The sequence below is a fragment of the Roseicyclus persicicus genome, from assembly GCF_012395815.1.
In the GTDB taxonomy this organism is placed as follows: domain Bacteria; phylum Pseudomonadota; class Alphaproteobacteria; order Rhodobacterales; family Rhodobacteraceae; genus Roseicyclus; species Roseicyclus persicicus.
In genome coordinates this window covers 385,672-400,468 of record NZ_JAAZQQ010000002.1, presented here as the reverse complement: position 1 = coordinate 400,468, position 14,797 = coordinate 385,672, and the positions used below count along the sequence as shown (strand labels likewise).

Annotated in this window: 16 protein-coding genes and 1 other RNA gene; 7 read left to right on the top strand and 10 right to left on the bottom strand. The window is 71.7% G+C overall.

Annotated features, from left to right (window positions below; translation table 11 throughout):
- The first annotated feature begins 2 nt into the window (after positions 1–2).
- The 4 genes from gatA to rnpB all read left to right on the top strand — a co-directional run bounded on the left by gatA (position 3) and on the right by rnpB (position 3,397).
- Positions 3–1,487 carry an Asp-tRNA(Asn)/Glu-tRNA(Gln) amidotransferase subunit GatA gene (gene gatA / locus HCU73_RS07240; RefSeq protein WP_168622757.1) on the top strand — a complete coding sequence of 495 codons (1,485 nt, stop codon included), beginning with the start codon at positions 3–5 and terminating at the stop codon, positions 1,485–1,487.
- A 34-nt stretch (positions 1,488–1,521) separates the two neighbouring features.
- On the top strand, positions 1,522–2,334 hold the full coding sequence (locus HCU73_RS07235) for a hypothetical protein (RefSeq protein WP_168622756.1): 813 nt from the start codon (positions 1,522–1,524) through the stop codon (positions 2,332–2,334).
- Complete coding sequence (locus HCU73_RS07230) at positions 2,331–2,984, top strand: N-acetylmuramoyl-L-alanine amidase (protein ID WP_168622755.1); 654 nt, start codon at positions 2,331–2,333, stop codon at positions 2,982–2,984. Before HCU73_RS07235 ends, HCU73_RS07230 begins: the two co-directional genes overlap by 4 nt.
- A 33-nt stretch (positions 2,985–3,017) precedes the next feature.
- An RNA gene (gene rnpB, locus HCU73_RS07225) (RNase P RNA component class A) lies at positions 3,018–3,397 on the top strand.
- Positions 3,398–3,692: 295 nt separating this feature from the next.
- Here rnpB and HCU73_RS07220 read toward each other — a convergent pair.
- A complete protein-coding gene (locus tag HCU73_RS07220) occupies positions 3,693–4,142 on the bottom strand; it encodes a nucleoside deaminase (protein ID WP_239025475.1) in 450 nt (149 codons plus the stop codon).
- A gap of 52 nt (positions 4,143–4,194) precedes the next feature.
- Between HCU73_RS07220 and HCU73_RS07215 the strand changes: the two genes are divergently transcribed.
- A complete protein-coding gene (locus HCU73_RS07215) occupies positions 4,195–4,998 on the top strand; it encodes a pseudouridine synthase (RefSeq protein WP_168622754.1) in 804 nt (267 codons plus the stop codon).
- Here the strand turns inward: HCU73_RS07215 and HCU73_RS07210 are convergent.
- The 3 genes from HCU73_RS07210 to ftsY are packed head-to-tail and all read right to left on the bottom strand — an operon-like array spanning position 4,967 to position 7,625.
- Positions 4,967–5,584 (bottom strand): inner membrane-spanning protein YciB, encoded by a 618-nt coding sequence (locus HCU73_RS07210; protein WP_168622753.1) that lies wholly within the window; start codon positions 5,582–5,584, stop codon positions 4,967–4,969. The two genes, HCU73_RS07215 and HCU73_RS07210, sit on opposite strands and share 32 nt — an antisense overlap.
- A gap of 11 nt (positions 5,585–5,595) precedes the next feature.
- The gene (locus HCU73_RS07205; protein ID WP_168622752.1) at positions 5,596–6,498 is read right to left on the bottom strand and encodes an EamA family transporter; all 903 of its coding nucleotides are present in this window, start codon (positions 6,496–6,498) and stop codon (positions 5,596–5,598) included.
- A 44-nt stretch (positions 6,499–6,542) separates the two neighbouring features.
- Entirely contained in the window at positions 6,543–7,625 is a 1,083-nt protein-coding gene (gene ftsY / locus HCU73_RS07200; RefSeq protein WP_168622751.1) for a signal recognition particle-docking protein FtsY, read from the bottom strand.
- A 135-nt stretch (positions 7,626–7,760) separates the two neighbouring features.
- Here ftsY and HCU73_RS07195 point away from each other — a divergent pair, with 135 nt between their 5' ends.
- On the top strand, positions 7,761–8,924 hold the full coding sequence (locus HCU73_RS07195; protein WP_168622750.1) for an alkane 1-monooxygenase: 1,164 nt from the start codon (positions 7,761–7,763) through the stop codon (positions 8,922–8,924).
- Between the two features lie 9 nt (positions 8,925–8,933).
- Here the strand turns inward: HCU73_RS07195 and HCU73_RS07190 are convergent, their stop codons facing one another.
- The 6 genes from HCU73_RS07190 to HCU73_RS07165 all read right to left on the bottom strand — a co-directional run bounded on the left by HCU73_RS07190 (position 8,934) and on the right by HCU73_RS07165 (position 13,656).
- Positions 8,934–9,773: an ATP-binding protein gene (locus HCU73_RS07190; RefSeq protein ID WP_168622749.1), complete on the bottom strand. Its 840-nt coding sequence runs from the start codon at positions 9,771–9,773 to the stop codon at positions 8,934–8,936.
- Positions 9,774–9,777: 4 nt separating this feature from the next.
- Positions 9,778–10,644 carry a twin-arginine translocase subunit TatC gene (tatC, locus tag HCU73_RS07185; RefSeq protein ID WP_168622748.1) on the bottom strand — a complete coding sequence of 289 codons (867 nt, stop codon included), beginning with the start codon at positions 10,642–10,644 and terminating at the stop codon, positions 9,778–9,780.
- The gene (tatB, locus tag HCU73_RS18615; protein WP_210730528.1) at positions 10,641–11,192 is read right to left on the bottom strand and encodes a Sec-independent protein translocase protein TatB; all 552 of its coding nucleotides are present in this window, start codon (positions 11,190–11,192) and stop codon (positions 10,641–10,643) included. Before tatB ends, tatC begins: the two co-directional genes overlap by 4 nt.
- A 90-nt stretch (positions 11,193–11,282) precedes the next feature.
- Complete coding sequence (locus HCU73_RS07175; RefSeq protein WP_168622747.1) at positions 11,283–11,516, bottom strand: twin-arginine translocase TatA/TatE family subunit; 234 nt, start codon at positions 11,514–11,516, stop codon at positions 11,283–11,285.
- Between the two features lie 127 nt (positions 11,517–11,643).
- Positions 11,644–12,726: an ABC transporter ATP-binding protein gene (locus HCU73_RS07170; protein WP_168622746.1), complete on the bottom strand. Its 1,083-nt coding sequence runs from the start codon at positions 12,724–12,726 to the stop codon at positions 11,644–11,646.
- 150 nt (positions 12,727–12,876) lie between these two features.
- Positions 12,877–13,656, bottom strand: coding sequence for an SDR family oxidoreductase (locus HCU73_RS07165; protein ID WP_168622745.1), 780 nt, complete (start codon positions 13,654–13,656; stop codon positions 12,877–12,879).
- 125 nt (positions 13,657–13,781) lie between these two features.
- Between HCU73_RS07165 and HCU73_RS07160 the strand changes: the two genes are divergently transcribed.
- On the top strand, positions 13,782–14,786 hold the full coding sequence (locus HCU73_RS07160; protein WP_168622744.1) for a Hint domain-containing protein: 1,005 nt from the start codon (positions 13,782–13,784) through the stop codon (positions 14,784–14,786).
- Positions 14,787–14,797 lie beyond the last annotated feature (11 nt).

Sequence of the window (14,797 nt, the reverse complement as noted above, 5' to 3'; positions counted from 1 at the left end):
CCATGTCCGACCTGACGAAACTGACCATCGCCGAGGCCCGCGACGCGCTCCGCCGGGGCGACACGACCGCCGTCGCGCTGACCGAGGCCTGCCTCGCCGCCATCGACGCCGCCGACGCGCTGGGCGCCTTCGTCCACAAGACGCCCGAGATCGCGCTGGACCGCGCCCGCGCCGCCGATGCGCGGCTGGCCGCGGGCGACGCGCCCGACCTGTGCGGCATCCCCGTGGGCATCAAGGACCTGTTCTGCACCGAGGGCGTGCCGTCCCAGGCCGCCTCGAAGATCCTCGAAGGCTTCCGCCCGCCCTATGAATCGACCGTCTCCGCGCAGCTGCGCGACGCGGGCGCCGTCATGCTGGGCAAGCTGAACATGGACGAGTTCGCCATGGGCTCGTCGAACGAGACCTCGGTCTACGGCAACGCCGTGAACCCCTGGCGCGCCGGCAACTCCGACGCCGCGCTGACGCCGGGCGGGTCCTCGGGCGGGTCCGCCGCCGCCGTGGCCGCCGACCTCTGTCTCGCGGCCACCGGCACCGACACCGGCGGCTCGATCCGCCAGCCCGCCGCCTTCACCGGCATCGTGGGGCTGAAGCCCACCTACGGCCGCTGCTCGCGCTGGGGCATCGTCGCCTTCGCCTCGTCGCTCGACCAGGCGGGCCCGATGACCAAGACGGTGCGCGACGCGGCCATCATGGGCGCGGCGATGATGGGCCACGACCCGAAGGATTCCACCTCCGCCGACCTGCCCGTCCCCGATTTCGAGGCCATGCTGACCGGCGACATCCGCGGCAAGGTCATCGGCATTCCGCGCGAATACCGCATGGACGGGATGCCCGCCGAGATCGAGGCGCTCTGGGCCCGCGGCCGCGAGATGCTGGCCGACGCCGGCGCCGTGATCCGCGACATCAGCCTGCCGCACACGAAATACGCGCTGCCCGCCTACTACGTCATCGCGCCGGCCGAGGCGTCGTCGAACCTCGCCCGCTACGACGGGGTCCGCTACGGCTACCGGGCCAAGCTCGCGCAGGGCGACGGCGTCACCGAGATGTACGAGAAGACCCGCGCCGAGGGCTTCGGCCCCGAGGTGCGCCGCCGCGTGATGGTCGGCACCTACGTCCTGTCGGCGGGCTACTACGACGCCTACTACAACCGCGCCCGCAAGGTCCGCACCCTCATCAAGCGCGACTTCGAAGAGGCCTTCGCCGCCGGCGTCGACGCGATCCTGACGCCCGCGACGCCGTCGGCGGCCTTCGAGCTGGGCAAGAAACACAGCGACCCGGTCGAGATGTACCTGAACGACGTCTTCACCGTGACCGTGAACCTCGCCGGGCTGCCGGGCCTCGCCGTGCCCGCGGGGCTCGACGCGGCCGGCCTGCCGCTCGGGCTGCAGCTGATCGGCAAGCCCTGGGAAGAGGGCGAGCTGCTCAACATCGGCTACGCGCTGGAGCAGGCCGCCGGATTTGTGGCGAAACCCGCGAAATGGTGGTAACCTGCCCGAAACGATAAGCTTTCGAGGCAGGCACATGATCAGGATCCGTTCGGGCGCAGCCGCGCTCCTCGTTGCCGTTGCGACGCTCGCCGCCTGCGGCGGGGGCGCGCCCCCCAACGACGTGGCCGAGGGCGTCGGGTTCCAGGACTACGCCGCCTGGCAGGCGCGCCGCGCGCAGCTCCGCGGCGAGGCCCCGCCGCCCGTCGCCGCCGCCGTGGTGCCGCCCTCGGCGCCGCTGGCCGCCACCCTGCCCCCTGTGGCCCCGGCCCCCGCCCCGGTCACGGTGGCCACCGCACCCGCCCCGACGACCCCCGACCCGATCGCCGCCCGCGCCGCCGCCGCCATCGCCGCGGCCGAGGCCGCGCCGCGCGCGGCCCCTGCCCCCGCCGCCGCGCCCGTCCCGGTGACGCTTGCCAGCGCCCCCCTGCCTGCCGCGGCCGTGGCCAACCCCGGCATCTCGGACGAACAGGATTTCGCCGCCGTCTCGGGCCGCGAAACCATCGAAAGCGACGCCGAGCGCCTGGCCCGGATGCAGGCCGAGCGCGTGGTGATCCAGCCGACCGCCGTGCCCGACCGCCCCGAGGGCCTCGGCCCCAACATCATCGACTACGCGCTGGCCACCACCCACCCGGTCGGCGAGGCGCGCTACAGCCGCCGCCCGGTCTCGGAGACACGCCACCAGCGCGCCTGCATCGCCTTCCGCTCGGCCGACCTCGCGCAGGAATGGTTCCTGCAGAACGGCGGGCCGGGGCGCGACCGGCAGGGTCTCGACCCCGACGGCGACGGCTACGCCTGCGCCTGGAACCCCGCGGTCTACCGCGCCGCCGCGGCGGCCGCCCGGAATTGAGCCTGTCGCCCAATTTCGGGCCCCGCCGCGACGGGCTCGTCCCCGAGCTCGTGGTGCTGCATTACACGGCGATGGCCGACTGCGACGCGGCGCTCCGGGTGCTGTGTTCGCCCGAGCGCGAGGTCTCGGCGCATTACCTCATCCGCCGGGACGGGCGCGTGGTGGCGCTGGTCGACGAGGCGATGCGCGCCTGGCACGCGGGTGCGGGGGAATGGCGCGGGCGCGGCGACGTGAACTCGCGGTCGATCGGGATCGAGCTTGACAATGACGGGCTTTCGCCCTTCGCCGCGCCGCTGATGGACGCGCTGGAGGCGCTCCTGCCCGGAATCCTGTCGCGCTGGTCAATCCCGCCCGAGGGGGTGATCGGCCATTCCTGCATGGCGCCCGGGCGCAAGATCGACCCCGGCCCCCGCTTCGACTGGCGGCGGCTGGGGCGATCCGGCCTCGCCGTCTGGCCTAGGGGTGCGGGGACGGCCCCGGTCGACCCGGAGCGGTTCCGCGCCGACGCCCGCGCCTTCGGCTTTCCCGATGTGGATGACGACCTGCTCCTCCAGGCCGTGCGCCTGCGCTTCCGCGCCGGCGCGCGGGGGCCGCTCGACGGGCGCGATTGCGCCCTGCTCGCCGAGATGGCGGCGCGCTTCGGGGCTTGAACCGGGGCGCCGGGGCGCGTAGCTGACAGGGGCGCGGAGGGCCGGATGGCCGCGGGCGGGCGACCGCTCGAGGAAAGTCCGGACTCCCTGAAGCCACGGTGCCGGGTAACGCCCGGGCGGAGCGATCCGACGGACAGCGCCACAGAAATGAAACTACCCTTGTCCGCAGGGGAAAAGGTGAAACGGTGGGGTAAGAGCCCACCGCGCGACGGGCAACCGGAGCGGCACGGCAAGCCCCACCGGGAGCAATGCCGAATAGGGATGCCGCGGGGGCGACCCCGGGGGCCGGCTTCGCCCCCAGGCATCCGGGTTGGCAGCTTGAGGCGCGGGGGCAACCCCGCGTCCAGAGGAATGGCCATCCAGAGGGGGGCGACCCCCTTGGACAGAATCCGGCTTACAGGCCCTCCGCGCAAATCGCCTGTGCCGCCGCCGCCCCTTGTGCACCCGCGCGCGGGTTGCGTGTGCGGGAGCCTCCCCTTTCGGCGGCAAAGCCGCCTGTCGGGCGGCGGGCGGGAGTATTTGAAAAGCAAAGATGACCAGGGCGGCACCTCCCCTCATCTTTGCTTTCCAAATACCTCCGGGGGGAGGCGCCAAAGGCGCCGGGGGGCTGGCCCCCCTCTCGCTTTCTTCCCTTTGCAACATGCGATCAGGAGCCCGCGCCGCGCCAGCGGCGCGCGCCCCGGCGACGGCGAAGCCGGCGCAACCCCTTTACCGCCGCGACGCGAAGAAGTCCTTCAGGAGCGCCGCCGCCTCGGTCTCGCCGATCCCGCCATAGACCTCGGGCGCCCAATGCGCCTGCGGATGGTCGAAGACCCGCGGCCCCTGCGCCACGCCCCCCGATTTCGGATCGCTCGCCCCGTAGTAGAGCCGCGACAGCCGCGCCGCCGCGATGGCGCCCGCGCAGGCCGGGCAGGGCTCCAGCGTCACCCAGAGGTCGCAGCCCGTCAGCCGTTCCGACCCCAGCGCCGCGCAGGCCGCGCGGATCGCCAGCATCTCGGCATGGGCGGTGGGGTCGGTGCGTTCCCGCATCCGGTTGCGCCCGCGGGCGACGATCGCCCCGTCTTTCACCACCACCGCGCCCACGGGCACCTCGCCCGCGGCGGCGGCGGCCCGCGCCTCCTCCAGCGCGGCGTCCATGAAGGAGAGGAAACCGGTCATGCGCCCCTGATCCCGCCTTTCGCCGGCGCTGTCAAACCGCTAGGAGGGGTCCATGTCCGAGCCTGAACGCATCGCCAAACGCCTGAGCCGCGCCGGGGTCGCCTCGCGCCGGGAGGCCGAGCGCATGATCGAGGCCGGCCGCGTCGCCGTGAACGGCAAGCTGATCGCCAGCCCCGCCCTCAACGTCACCGACCACGACCGGATCACCGTGGACGGCCAGCCGCTGCCCGAGGCCGAGCGCCCGCGGCTCTGGCTCTACCACAAGCCCGCGGGCCTCGTGACCAGCGCCAAGGACGAGAAGGGCCGCGAGACGGTCTTCGACAAGCTGCCCGAGGGGATGCCGCGGGTGATGAGCGTGGGGCGGCTCGACCTGACGTCCGAGGGGCTGCTGCTGCTCACCAACGACGGCGGGCTGAAGCGCAAGCTGGAACTGCCCGCCACCGGCTGGCTGCGGAAGTACCGGGTGCGGGTCAAGGGCACGCCGACCGACGCTGACCTCGAGCCGCTGCGCAAGGGGATCGAGGTGGAGGGCGAGCGCTTCCAGGGGATGGAGGTGCGCCTCGACCGCCAGCAGGGCGCCAACGCCTGGCTGACCGTGGGCCTGCGCGAGGGCAAGAACCGCGAGATCCGCCGCGCGATGGCCGAGATCGGGCTCGACGTGAACCGCCTGATCCGCATTTCCTACGGCCCCTTCCGCCTGAACGAGCTGAAGCCCGGCGAGGTCGAGGAGGTCAAGCCGCGGGTCCTGCGCGACCAGCTGGGGCTGGAGGCGGCGGTGGAGGGGCACGCGGTGGCGAAGCCCAAGCGGCCGTTCCGCAAGAAGCCTAGCCCTTCCGCTCCCCGTCGTCCGCGCTGAGGCTTTCGCGCTCGATCAGCCGGGACTGGGCCATGAAGGCCACGAACAGGAAGGCGGGCAGGCCGAAAGTCTCGAAGGTCACCCAGAATTCCGTCGATTGCGTCCGCCAGACCGCCTCGTTCGCCACCGCCATCAGCGCGAAGGTGGCCGCGATGCGCCGCGACAGGATCAGCCAGCCGCGGTCCGACATCGGCAGCATCTCCCCCATCAGCACCTTGAGCCAGCCCTGCCCGCGCAGGAGCCCGATGCCCAGCGTCACCGCGAAGAACCCGTAGACCAGCGTCGTCTTCATCTTGAAGAAGCGCTCGTCGTTCAGCCACACGGTCAGCCCGCCGAACACGACCACCATGACCGCCGTGAAGACCTGGATGCGGGAGATCCGGCCCGTCAGCTTCCACAGGATCCCCATGGACAGGAGCAGGAGCGGCACGAAGCCCGCCGTCACCAGGATGAAGCCGTCGTAGTCGCGCCCGCCGATCGTCCAGGTCACGTCCTGGAACCGCATGTAGGCCAGGAAGAACAGGATCGGCGGCCCGAGTTCCAGGCCCTGCCGGAGCCAGGGGTTGACGGCTTTCTCCTGTCGCATCGGGGCTCCTTTCATCCGCCCGCCTCAACTATCACCGCGCCCGCCGCGATCAACCCCATCAGGGCCAGCCGCCGCGGCCCGACCCGTTCGCCGAGGAACAGCCAGCCGATCAGCGCGGCGAATACGGTGGAGGTCTCGCGCAGCACCGCGGCCTCGCCGACCTGGTCGAGGCGGGTGGCGAGCATGATCGAGCCGAAGCTGGCAAAGGCGACAAGGCCTCCGAAGAGGCCGCGGAGCGCCAGCGGCCCGGCCGGCGGTTTCTCGGGCAGGCGCCTGTAGAAGCGCCAGGCGAGCACCGGGAACAGGAGCCCGTCGATCAGGAAGAACCAGGCGAGGAAGGTGAAGGGGTCGGCCGTCGCCCGGATGCCATAGGCGTCGTAGGTGGTATAGAGCGCGACGAAGAGGCCCGTCAGCACGGCGAAGCCCAGCGCCGGCACCAGCGTGTCGCGGGCCACCGTGACGTGGATCATGTTGTAGGCCGCAAGCCCGTAGAGCCCCGCCAGCAGCACCGCGACGCCCAGCCATTGCAGCGGCGCGAAGGTCTCGCCGAAGATCAGCCAGGCTCCGATGATCGCGAACAGCGGCCCGGTGCCCCGCATCACCGGGTAGACGACGGTATAGGCCCCGCGGCGGTAGCTCGCCAGCGTCGCCCATTTGTAGAGCACGTGGATGACGAAGGCGCCGGCGAAGATCGGCCACATGTGCGGCTCGGGCCAGGGCACCACGAAGAAGGCGAAGGGGGCGGCCATCGCGGCGTAGCTTGCGTCGATGGCGCCGCGGGCCAGCAGCGGGTCGTGGCGGCCCTTCTGCAGCGCGCCGAACACCGCGTGGAGCAGCGCGGCCAGCAGCGCCAGCATCGTGGCGACCGTTCCGGCGGCGGCGGTGCCCTCGATCGAGGTGATCCAGGCGCTCATGGGGCGTCAGCGGGCATTCTGCTCACAGGGGCTGTGGATGGATGTCAGGAATTCTCAACACCGACAAGGGCATTGGCGAAGTCCTGCGGGTCGAAAGGTTGCAGATCATCAATCTGCTCACCCACCCCGATGGCATGGATCGGCAGGCCGAAACGGTCGGCCAGCGCCACCAGCACCCCGCCCTTGGCGGTCCCGTCGAGCTTGGTCATCACCAGGCCGGTCACATCCGCCATCTTCTGGAAGATCTCGACCTGGTTCAGGGCGTTCTGCCCCGTGGTGGCGTCGAGCACCAGGAGCGTGTTGTGCGGCGCGTCGGGGTCCTTCTTGCGGATGACGCGGACGATCTTGGCCAGTTCCTCCATCAGGTCGGCGCGGTTCTGCAGCCGCCCTGCGGTGTCGATCAGCAACAGGTCCGCGCCCTCGGCCTCGGCCCGGCCCATGGCGTCGAAGGCCAGCGCCGCGGGGTCCGACCCCTCGGGCGCGGTCAGGACGGGCACGCCGGCGCGTTGCCCCCAGACCTGCAGCTGCTCCACCGCCGCGGCGCGGAAGGTGTCGCCGGCGGCGATCACCACGGATTTGCCCGCCGCCTTGAACTGGCTCGCCAGCTTGCCGATCGTCGTGGTCTTGCCCGACCCGTTCACGCCGACGACCAGCACCACCTGCGGCGTCTTGCGGTAGATCGGCAGCGGGCGGGCGACCGGCTCCATCACGCGGGCGATCTCGGTAGCGAGCAAATCCTTGATATCACTGGCAGACATCATGCGGCCATAGCGCCCCTCGGCCATATTCGCGGTGACGCGCAGGGCGGTCTCGACGCCCATGTCGGCGGCGATCAGCAGCTCCTCGAGGCTCTCCAGCATCTCGTCGTCGAGCGCCCGGCGCGGCTCGGCCGTGCGGCCCATGATCCGCCCGAGAAGGCCCGGTTTCGCGGCGGGCGCGGGCCCTGACGTGGGTGCGGCGGGGGCTTCAACCTTGGGCGCGGGCGCCGGCGGCGCCTCGACCTGCGGCGCCGGCTCGGGCGCCTCGACCGCGGCCTCCGCCCCCTCCTCGATGATCGCGTCCAGGCCCGCGTCGATCTTGGAGGAGGATTTGAGCATCCGGTCCTTCAGTTTCTTGAAAAAGGACATGGGCGCGTGGCCTTTCACGGTTTCTTGAGGCTTTCCCTGACCTAATACGGGGCGGATGGGAAAGAAAGGTCATGGTTTCGCCCAGAACCCGTGCCAGATATGGTGAAAGGACAGTCAGACGCCCCCGATGCCGCCATGCCCGTGATCGCCCGTTACGCGCTCGTCACCCTCGTTCCGGCCCTCCTGATCGCGCTCGGCGCGACGGTCTGGGGGTTCGCGTCCGTGCTCGCGCTCCTGTGGCTGACGCTCATCGCCGCGGGCATGGACCGGCTGCTGGCGCCGCCCCGACTCGACGACCACGACCACGCACCCTGGTCGGACCGGCTGGCCGCGGGGCTCGGGGTGGTCCATCTGGGGCTGCTGGCGCTGGTGCTGGCGGCGCTCGGCGACCCGCGCTTCGGCTTCGGCGAGACGCTGGCGCTGTTCTTCGCCGCCGCCTCCTTCTTCGGGCAGGTCAGCCACCCCAACGCGCACGAGCTGATCCACCGCAAGCCCCCCCTCCTGCGGGGCCTCGGGGCGGCGGTCTACACCTCCGTCGGGTTCGGCCACCACGTCTCGGCGCACCGGCTGGTGCACCACCGCCACGTCGGCACCGAGGAAGACCCCAACACCCCCCTGCCGGGCGAGGATTTCTGGACCTACCTGCCGCGCGCCTGGCGCGGGTCCTTCGAGGCCGGGCTGCAATCCGAGGCCGACCGGCTGGAGCGGCGCGGCCTGCCGGCGCAGAGCCTACGGAACCCCTATGTCGCCTGGGTCGGCGGCGCGGCCCTCGCCCTGGTCGCGGCCTTCGCGCTGGGCGGGCTGGGCGGCGGGCTGGCCTGGATCGGGCTGGCGGCGCTGTTCGGTGCGCAGGTGCTGATGTCGGACTACATCCAGCACTACGGCCTGCAGCGGCTGGAGTTGCCCAACGGCCGGCGCGAACCCGTGGGCCCGCACCACAGCTGGAACGCGCCGCGGGGCTTTTCCAGCTACCTGATGATGAACGCCCCCGCCCATTCCGAACACCACCTGCACCCCGACCGGCCCTATGACCGGCTGGACCCGCAGGCCGACGTGCCCACCCTGCCCTGGTCGCTGCCGGTGATGGCGGTGCTGGCGACGATCCCGCCGGTCTGGCACCGGATGATGGACCGCCGCGCGCTGAGGGTGATGGAGGCCGCGCAGGCCCGGCTGGCCGAGGGCGGCGGCATCCGCCCGCGCCATCCGGCGCCCCGGGGCGAGGTCCGCCCCGCCGTGTCTGAGTCCGAACCGGAGACCGACGACCTGCTCAGCCGCGTGGCGCGCCGCGCGGCCGAGTAACCGCGGCGCTCAGACCGCGACGCCGTGGCGCCCGGCGAGATCGCAGAAGAACTGCCACGCCACCCGGCCCGACCGCGACCCGCGCGTCGCCTGCCACTCGATCGCCTCGGCGACCAGCGCGCTGTCGGCGACCTGCAGCCCGTAGGCCGCGCAGTAGCCGCGGATCATGGTCAGGTATTCGTCCTGGCTGCAGGGGTGGAAGCCGAGCCAGAGGCCGAAGCGGTCGCTGAGCGACACCTTCTCCTCGACCGCCTCGGAGGGGTTGATGGCGCTCGACCGCTCGTTCTCGATCATGTCCCGCGGCATCAGGTGGCGCCGGTTGGACGTGGCGTAGAACAGCACGTTGGCCGGCCGCCCCTCGACGCCGCCGTCCAGCACCGCCTTGAGCGACTTGTAGTGGTGGTCGTCGTGGGAAAAGGACAGGTCGTCGCAGAACAGGATCACCCGCACCGGCGCCGCGCGCAGGAGCGTGAGCAGCCGGCCGATGGAGCCGAGGTCCTCGCGCTGCACCTCGACGAGCTTCAGGTCGGGCGCGTCGGACAGGCAGGCGGCATGGACCGCCTTGACCAGCGAGGATTTCCCCATCCCCCGCGCGCCCCAGAGAAGCGCGTTGTTGGCGGGCAGGCCGCGGGCGAACTGCGCGGTGTTGGCCTGCAGCGTGTCGCGCGCCCGGTCGATGCCGTGCAGGAGCGTCAGGTCGACCCGGTTCACCTGCGCGACCGGGTCCAGCCGGTCGGGGTCGGCGTGCCAGACGAAGGCCTCGGCCGCGTGCCAGTCGGGCGCCGCGGCGGGGGGCGGGCGCAGCCGTTCCAGCGCCTCGGCGATGCGGGTCAGGAGGGCCTCGGTCATGCGGTCAGAGCTCTTCGCCCTCGTCGAGGATGCCCTCGGCCCGGAGCCGGCGGATGCGCTTGCGCTCGACGATCCGCACCAGCCAGATCGAGATCTCGTAGAGGCCGTAGACCACCGTGAACAGGATCAGCTGGGTGATCACGTCGGGCGGCGTCACGATGGCGGCCAGCGTCAGGATGCCCACGACGGCCCATTTGCGCACGTTCGCCAGGCCCTCGGCCGTGACCAGCCCCGCCTTGCCGAGCAGCGTCAGAAGGACGGGCAGCTGGAAGCACAGCCCGAAGGCGAAGATGAACTTGAGCGCGAGGTCGAGGCTTTCGCGGACGGACCCGAGGAACACGGTCTGGATGCCGCTCTCGGGGCCGGCGGGCGCCTGGAAGGTGCCGTCGCCCGCGATCAGGTTGGCCAGCGCCGGGATCGCGTCGGAGAAGCCGATGAAGAAGGTCATCGCCAGCGGCGTGACCACGAAATGCGCAAAGGACGCCCCGACCATGAACAGGACCGGCGAGGCCACGAGGAACGGCAGGATCGCGCTCTTCTCGGACTTGTAGAGGCCCGGGGCGACGAAGCGCCAGAGCTGGTGGGCGATCACCGGGAAGGACACGGCGAAGCCCATGATGATCGAGATCCGCACCAGCACGAAGAACTTCTCCTGCGGGGCGGTGAAGATCAGGCGCGCGTCCTCGCCGCGGGCGCGCAGCACCTCGGCCAGCGGCTGGGATATGAACTCCAGCATCGGCTCGGCCACCGTGAACATGGCGATCATGCCAACGACGAAAGCGAGGACCGACCGGATCAGCCGGGTGCGCAGTTCCGCCAGGTGCTCGATCAGCGGGGCGGAGCTGTCCTCGATCGGGTCTTCTGCACTCATTTCTGCGCGGTTCCGGTGCGGGCTGGCGCCGGCGCGGGCGCAGGTTCGGGCGTGGCCTCGGGCGCCGGCCCGGGCACCACGTCGGGCGCGGGCGCCTCAAGCGGGGCCTTGGCGGCGGCGCTGGCGGCGGCCTGCTTGTCGGCGATGGTCTGGTCGATCTTGGCCTGGCGCCGGGCGTCCATCTCCTCGCGCAACTGGCGGCGGGCGGCGGCCTTTTCCTCGGCGATGCGCCGGGTCTCGGTGCCTTCCTCGTATTTCGTGGGATCGATGTCGAAGTCGTCGCCAAGGGTGTCCTTGAGCGCGTCCATCCCGGCCTTCCTTGGGTTCTTGGCGAAGTTGGTCGCCTTGCGCAGGTCGCGGTTCAGGTCGGACATGCCGCTCTCGTCGGCGGCCTCGTCCATGGCGCGCTGGAAATCCTTGGCCATGGCCCGGATCCGGCCGGTGAACTGGCCGAGCTTCCGGAACATCATCGGAAGATCCTTCGGCCCCACGACGATCAGCGCCACGATGCCGATCACGAGGAGCTCCATCCAGCCGATATCAGGCATGGCAGTCCCTGTTCAAAGCCCTGGTCACGGGCCGACCCGGTTCAAGGCGAAGGCCCCCCGGGCGGCACGCGAGGGGGGCTGCGGCGCCGGTCAGGCGTTGTCGCGCTCGGCGCGGGGGGTGACGTCGCGGGCGCGGCTGCCGTCGTCGGGCGCGGTGGTCGAGGCGTTCTCGATTTCCTCGGCCTGGTCCTTCACGCCGCGCTTGAAGGCGGTGATGCCCTTGCCGACCTCGCCCATCAGGCTCGCGATCTTGCCGCGGCCGAACAGCACGAGGACCACGATGGCAATGAGCAGAAGGCCCGCCGGTCCGATATTGTTGAGCATGGATCTCTCCCTGACGCCGCGCAGGGCCCGAGGGCGGGCGCGCGGCTGGCTGCTGGTCTCTGGACCCCATAGGTATGCGTTCCGGGCCGCAGTTCAAAGCCCCAAAACGCACAGCTTTGCCCCTGCGTCAGCGCTTTTTCGCGAAGACGAAGCAGCGGTCGCGCCGCACGGTCAGCCACAGCGGCGTGCCGGGCTTGGGCAGGAACACCGCGGGCACGGTGGCCTTGAGGATGCCGCCGTCGAAGTCCATGCGGAATTCCACCAGGCTCTCGTGGCCCATGAAGCGCGCGCGCTCGACGACGCCGCGGGCCGGCGTGCCGTCCTGGGGCGTGGGGTTGGGGCCGCGCCCGCCGCGGTCGAAGTCGATCTTCACGTGCTGCGGGCGGAACACGATCTCGACCGCGGTGCCGTCGGCATGGCCCGGCGCGAGGAACTGGCCGAAGGCGGTGTCCACCAGCGCCCCCTGCACCGTGCCGCGGATCACGTTGACATCGCTGAAGAAGGCGGCCGCGGCCTTGTCGCAGGGCGCGTTGTAGATGTTGTAGGGCGCGCCCTTCTGCACGATCCGGCCGTCGCGCATCAGCGCGATCTGGTCGGCCATGCGCATGGCCTCCTCGGGCTCGTGGGTGACGAGGACGACGGCGGTGCCTTCCTCCTTCAGGAGCTGCAGGGTCTCGTCGCGGATGCCGTCGCGCAGCCGGTTGTCGAGGCCGGAAAAGGGCTCGTCCATCAGCATGATCCGCGGCCGCGGCGCCAGCGCCCGGGCCAGCGCCACCCGCTGCTGCTCGCCGCCCGACAGCATGTGCGGGGCCTTGTCGGCGTAGCCCCCGAGGTCCACCCGCTCGAGCAGTTCGGCCACCCGCCGGGTGCTGTCGGCGCGCCCTCCGCGCAGCCCGAAGGCGACGTTCTGCCCGACGGTCAGGTGCGGGAACAGCGCGAAATCCTGGAAGATGAGGCCCACCCCCCGGTCCTCGGGGGGCAGGTGGACATGCCCGTCGGACAGGGTGTGGCCGTCGGCCCGGATCGCCCCGGCGACCTGCCGCTCGATCCCGGCGATGACGCGCAGCGTCGTGGACTTGCCGCAGCCCGAGGGGCCCAGCAGGCACAGCACCTCGCCCGGGCGCACCGCGAAGCTCACGTTGTGCACCACCTCGCGCCCGTCGAAGCGACAGGTGACGTGGTCGACCTCGAGGCGGGGGGCGTCGGCCATGGTCCGGGGATACCCGATCAATTCAGTCGGAGTGGCAGGTATCAGCCGGGGCAGATCCTTGCAAGGATCTGACCACGCCCTTGCAAGGGCGTTGCCAAAGCCTTGCAAGGCTTTGGGCAGACCCTTGCAAGGGTCTGCCGCGCCGGGCGGTCAGATCGTCGCGTTCGTCCCGCCGCCATCCACCAGGATGTTCTGCGCCACGATGAAGCCCGCGTGCTGCGAGCACAGGAACGCGCACATCTTGCCGAACTCCTCGGCCGTGCCGTAGCGCCGGGCCGGGATGGTCTGCTCGCGCCGGGCCTTCGCCTCCTCGACCGAGATGTTCTGCTGCCGCGCCACGTTGCCGTCCAGCGCATCGGCGCGGTCGGTGGCGTGGATGCCCGGCAGCATGTTGTTCACGATCACCCCGTGGGCCGCGACCTGCCGCGCGGTGCCCGCGACATAGCCGGTCAGGCCCGTGCGCGCCGCGTTCGACAGGCCCAGCTGCGGGATCGGCGCCTTCACCGACTGCGAGGTGATGTTGACCACCCGGCCCCAGCCCTTGTCGATCATCTTCGGCATCAGCGCCGTCATCAGCGCGATCGGCGTCAGCATGTTGGCGTCCAGCGCCTTGATGAAGTCATCGCGCGTCCAGTCCGACCACAGGCCGGGCGGCGGGCCGCCGGCGTTGGTGACCAGGATGTCGACGTCGCCCGCGGCCTCGAGCACCCGGGCGCGCTCGGCCGCGTCGGTGATGTCGGCGGCCACCGCGGTCACCTTGACGCCGTAGCGGTCGCGGATGTCCTGCGCGGTCGCCTCCAGCGCCGCGGCGCCGCGCGCGTTCAGAACCAGGTCAACCCCGGCCTCGGCCAACGCCTCGGCACAGCCGCGGCCCAGCCCCTTGGACGAGGCGCAGACCAGCGCCCGCTTCCCGGCAATCCCCAGATCCATGACGGTATCTCCCCTGTTCTTGCGTGTCGGGCCCGTCCTAGCAGCGCCCCGCGCCCGCCGCCAGCCTTGACCGGACCGGCCCCGCGCCCTACCGAGAGGGGCACCCGCGCCGGACCGGACCCGCCATGACCGACCTTGCCCCGCTCTTCCGCTTCGCGACCTACCCGGTGGGCGCGGTGCGCGCGCTGACCGGCGCGAACGAGGGCGACCCGATCGGCCTGGGCGACGCGGCGCTGCCGGGCGACACCTACCGGCTGGCGCGCGACGCGCGGGCGCGGCGGCTCGCCATCTGCGACGGGCCGGACGGCGGGCAGGTGGTGGCCACCGGCTCCGAAGTGGGCCGGCCCGGCGACGCCCTGACCATCGCGGCCTGCCACAGCTTCATGGGCGAGGCCGGCGAGATGATCGAGATGCTGGTCCTGCGCCGGGGCTCCGCGGCCGACGGCACCACCCTGCACCTCCTGCCGCTGGCGCCGCTGCGCCCGGGCACGAACTACGAGCTGATCGGCTCCTCGGCCGCCGCCGCGCCGGAGCGCTTCGCCGACATCGCCTCGGTCAGCTTCTTCGCCGGCACCCACCTGACGCTGGCCGGCGGGGCGCAGGTCCGGGTCGAGGACCTCAAGGTGGGCGACCTCCTGCTGACCCGCGACCACGGGCCCCAGCCGATCCGCTGGATCGGCCACCAGACCCGCCGCGCCATCGGCGCCGCCGCGCCCATCCGCATCGCCGAGGGCACGCTGAACACCGCCCGCGACCTCTACCTCAGCCCGCAGCACCGCCTGTTCATCTGGCAGCGCCGCGACGCGCTCGGCACCGGGCGCTCCGAGGTGCTGGTCAAGGCCGAGCTGCTGGTGAACGGAACCACCGTCACGCGCGCCGAGGGCGGCCATGTCGACAGCTACCAGATCCTGTTCGACGGCCACGAGATCATCTTCGCCGAGGGCATCGCGGTCGAAAGCCTGCTGGTCACCTCCGACGTGCGCGCCCGCCTGCCCGAGGCGCTGCGCCTCGACACCGCGCTGCAGGAACAGCGCAGCGCGACCGAGTTCGAGGTGGACGAGGGCGCGCTCGGCGACGCGGTCGACGCCGCCGCCCGCCTCACCCGCGCCAGCCGCGGCGACGAGGGCTGAGGCGCGACCGC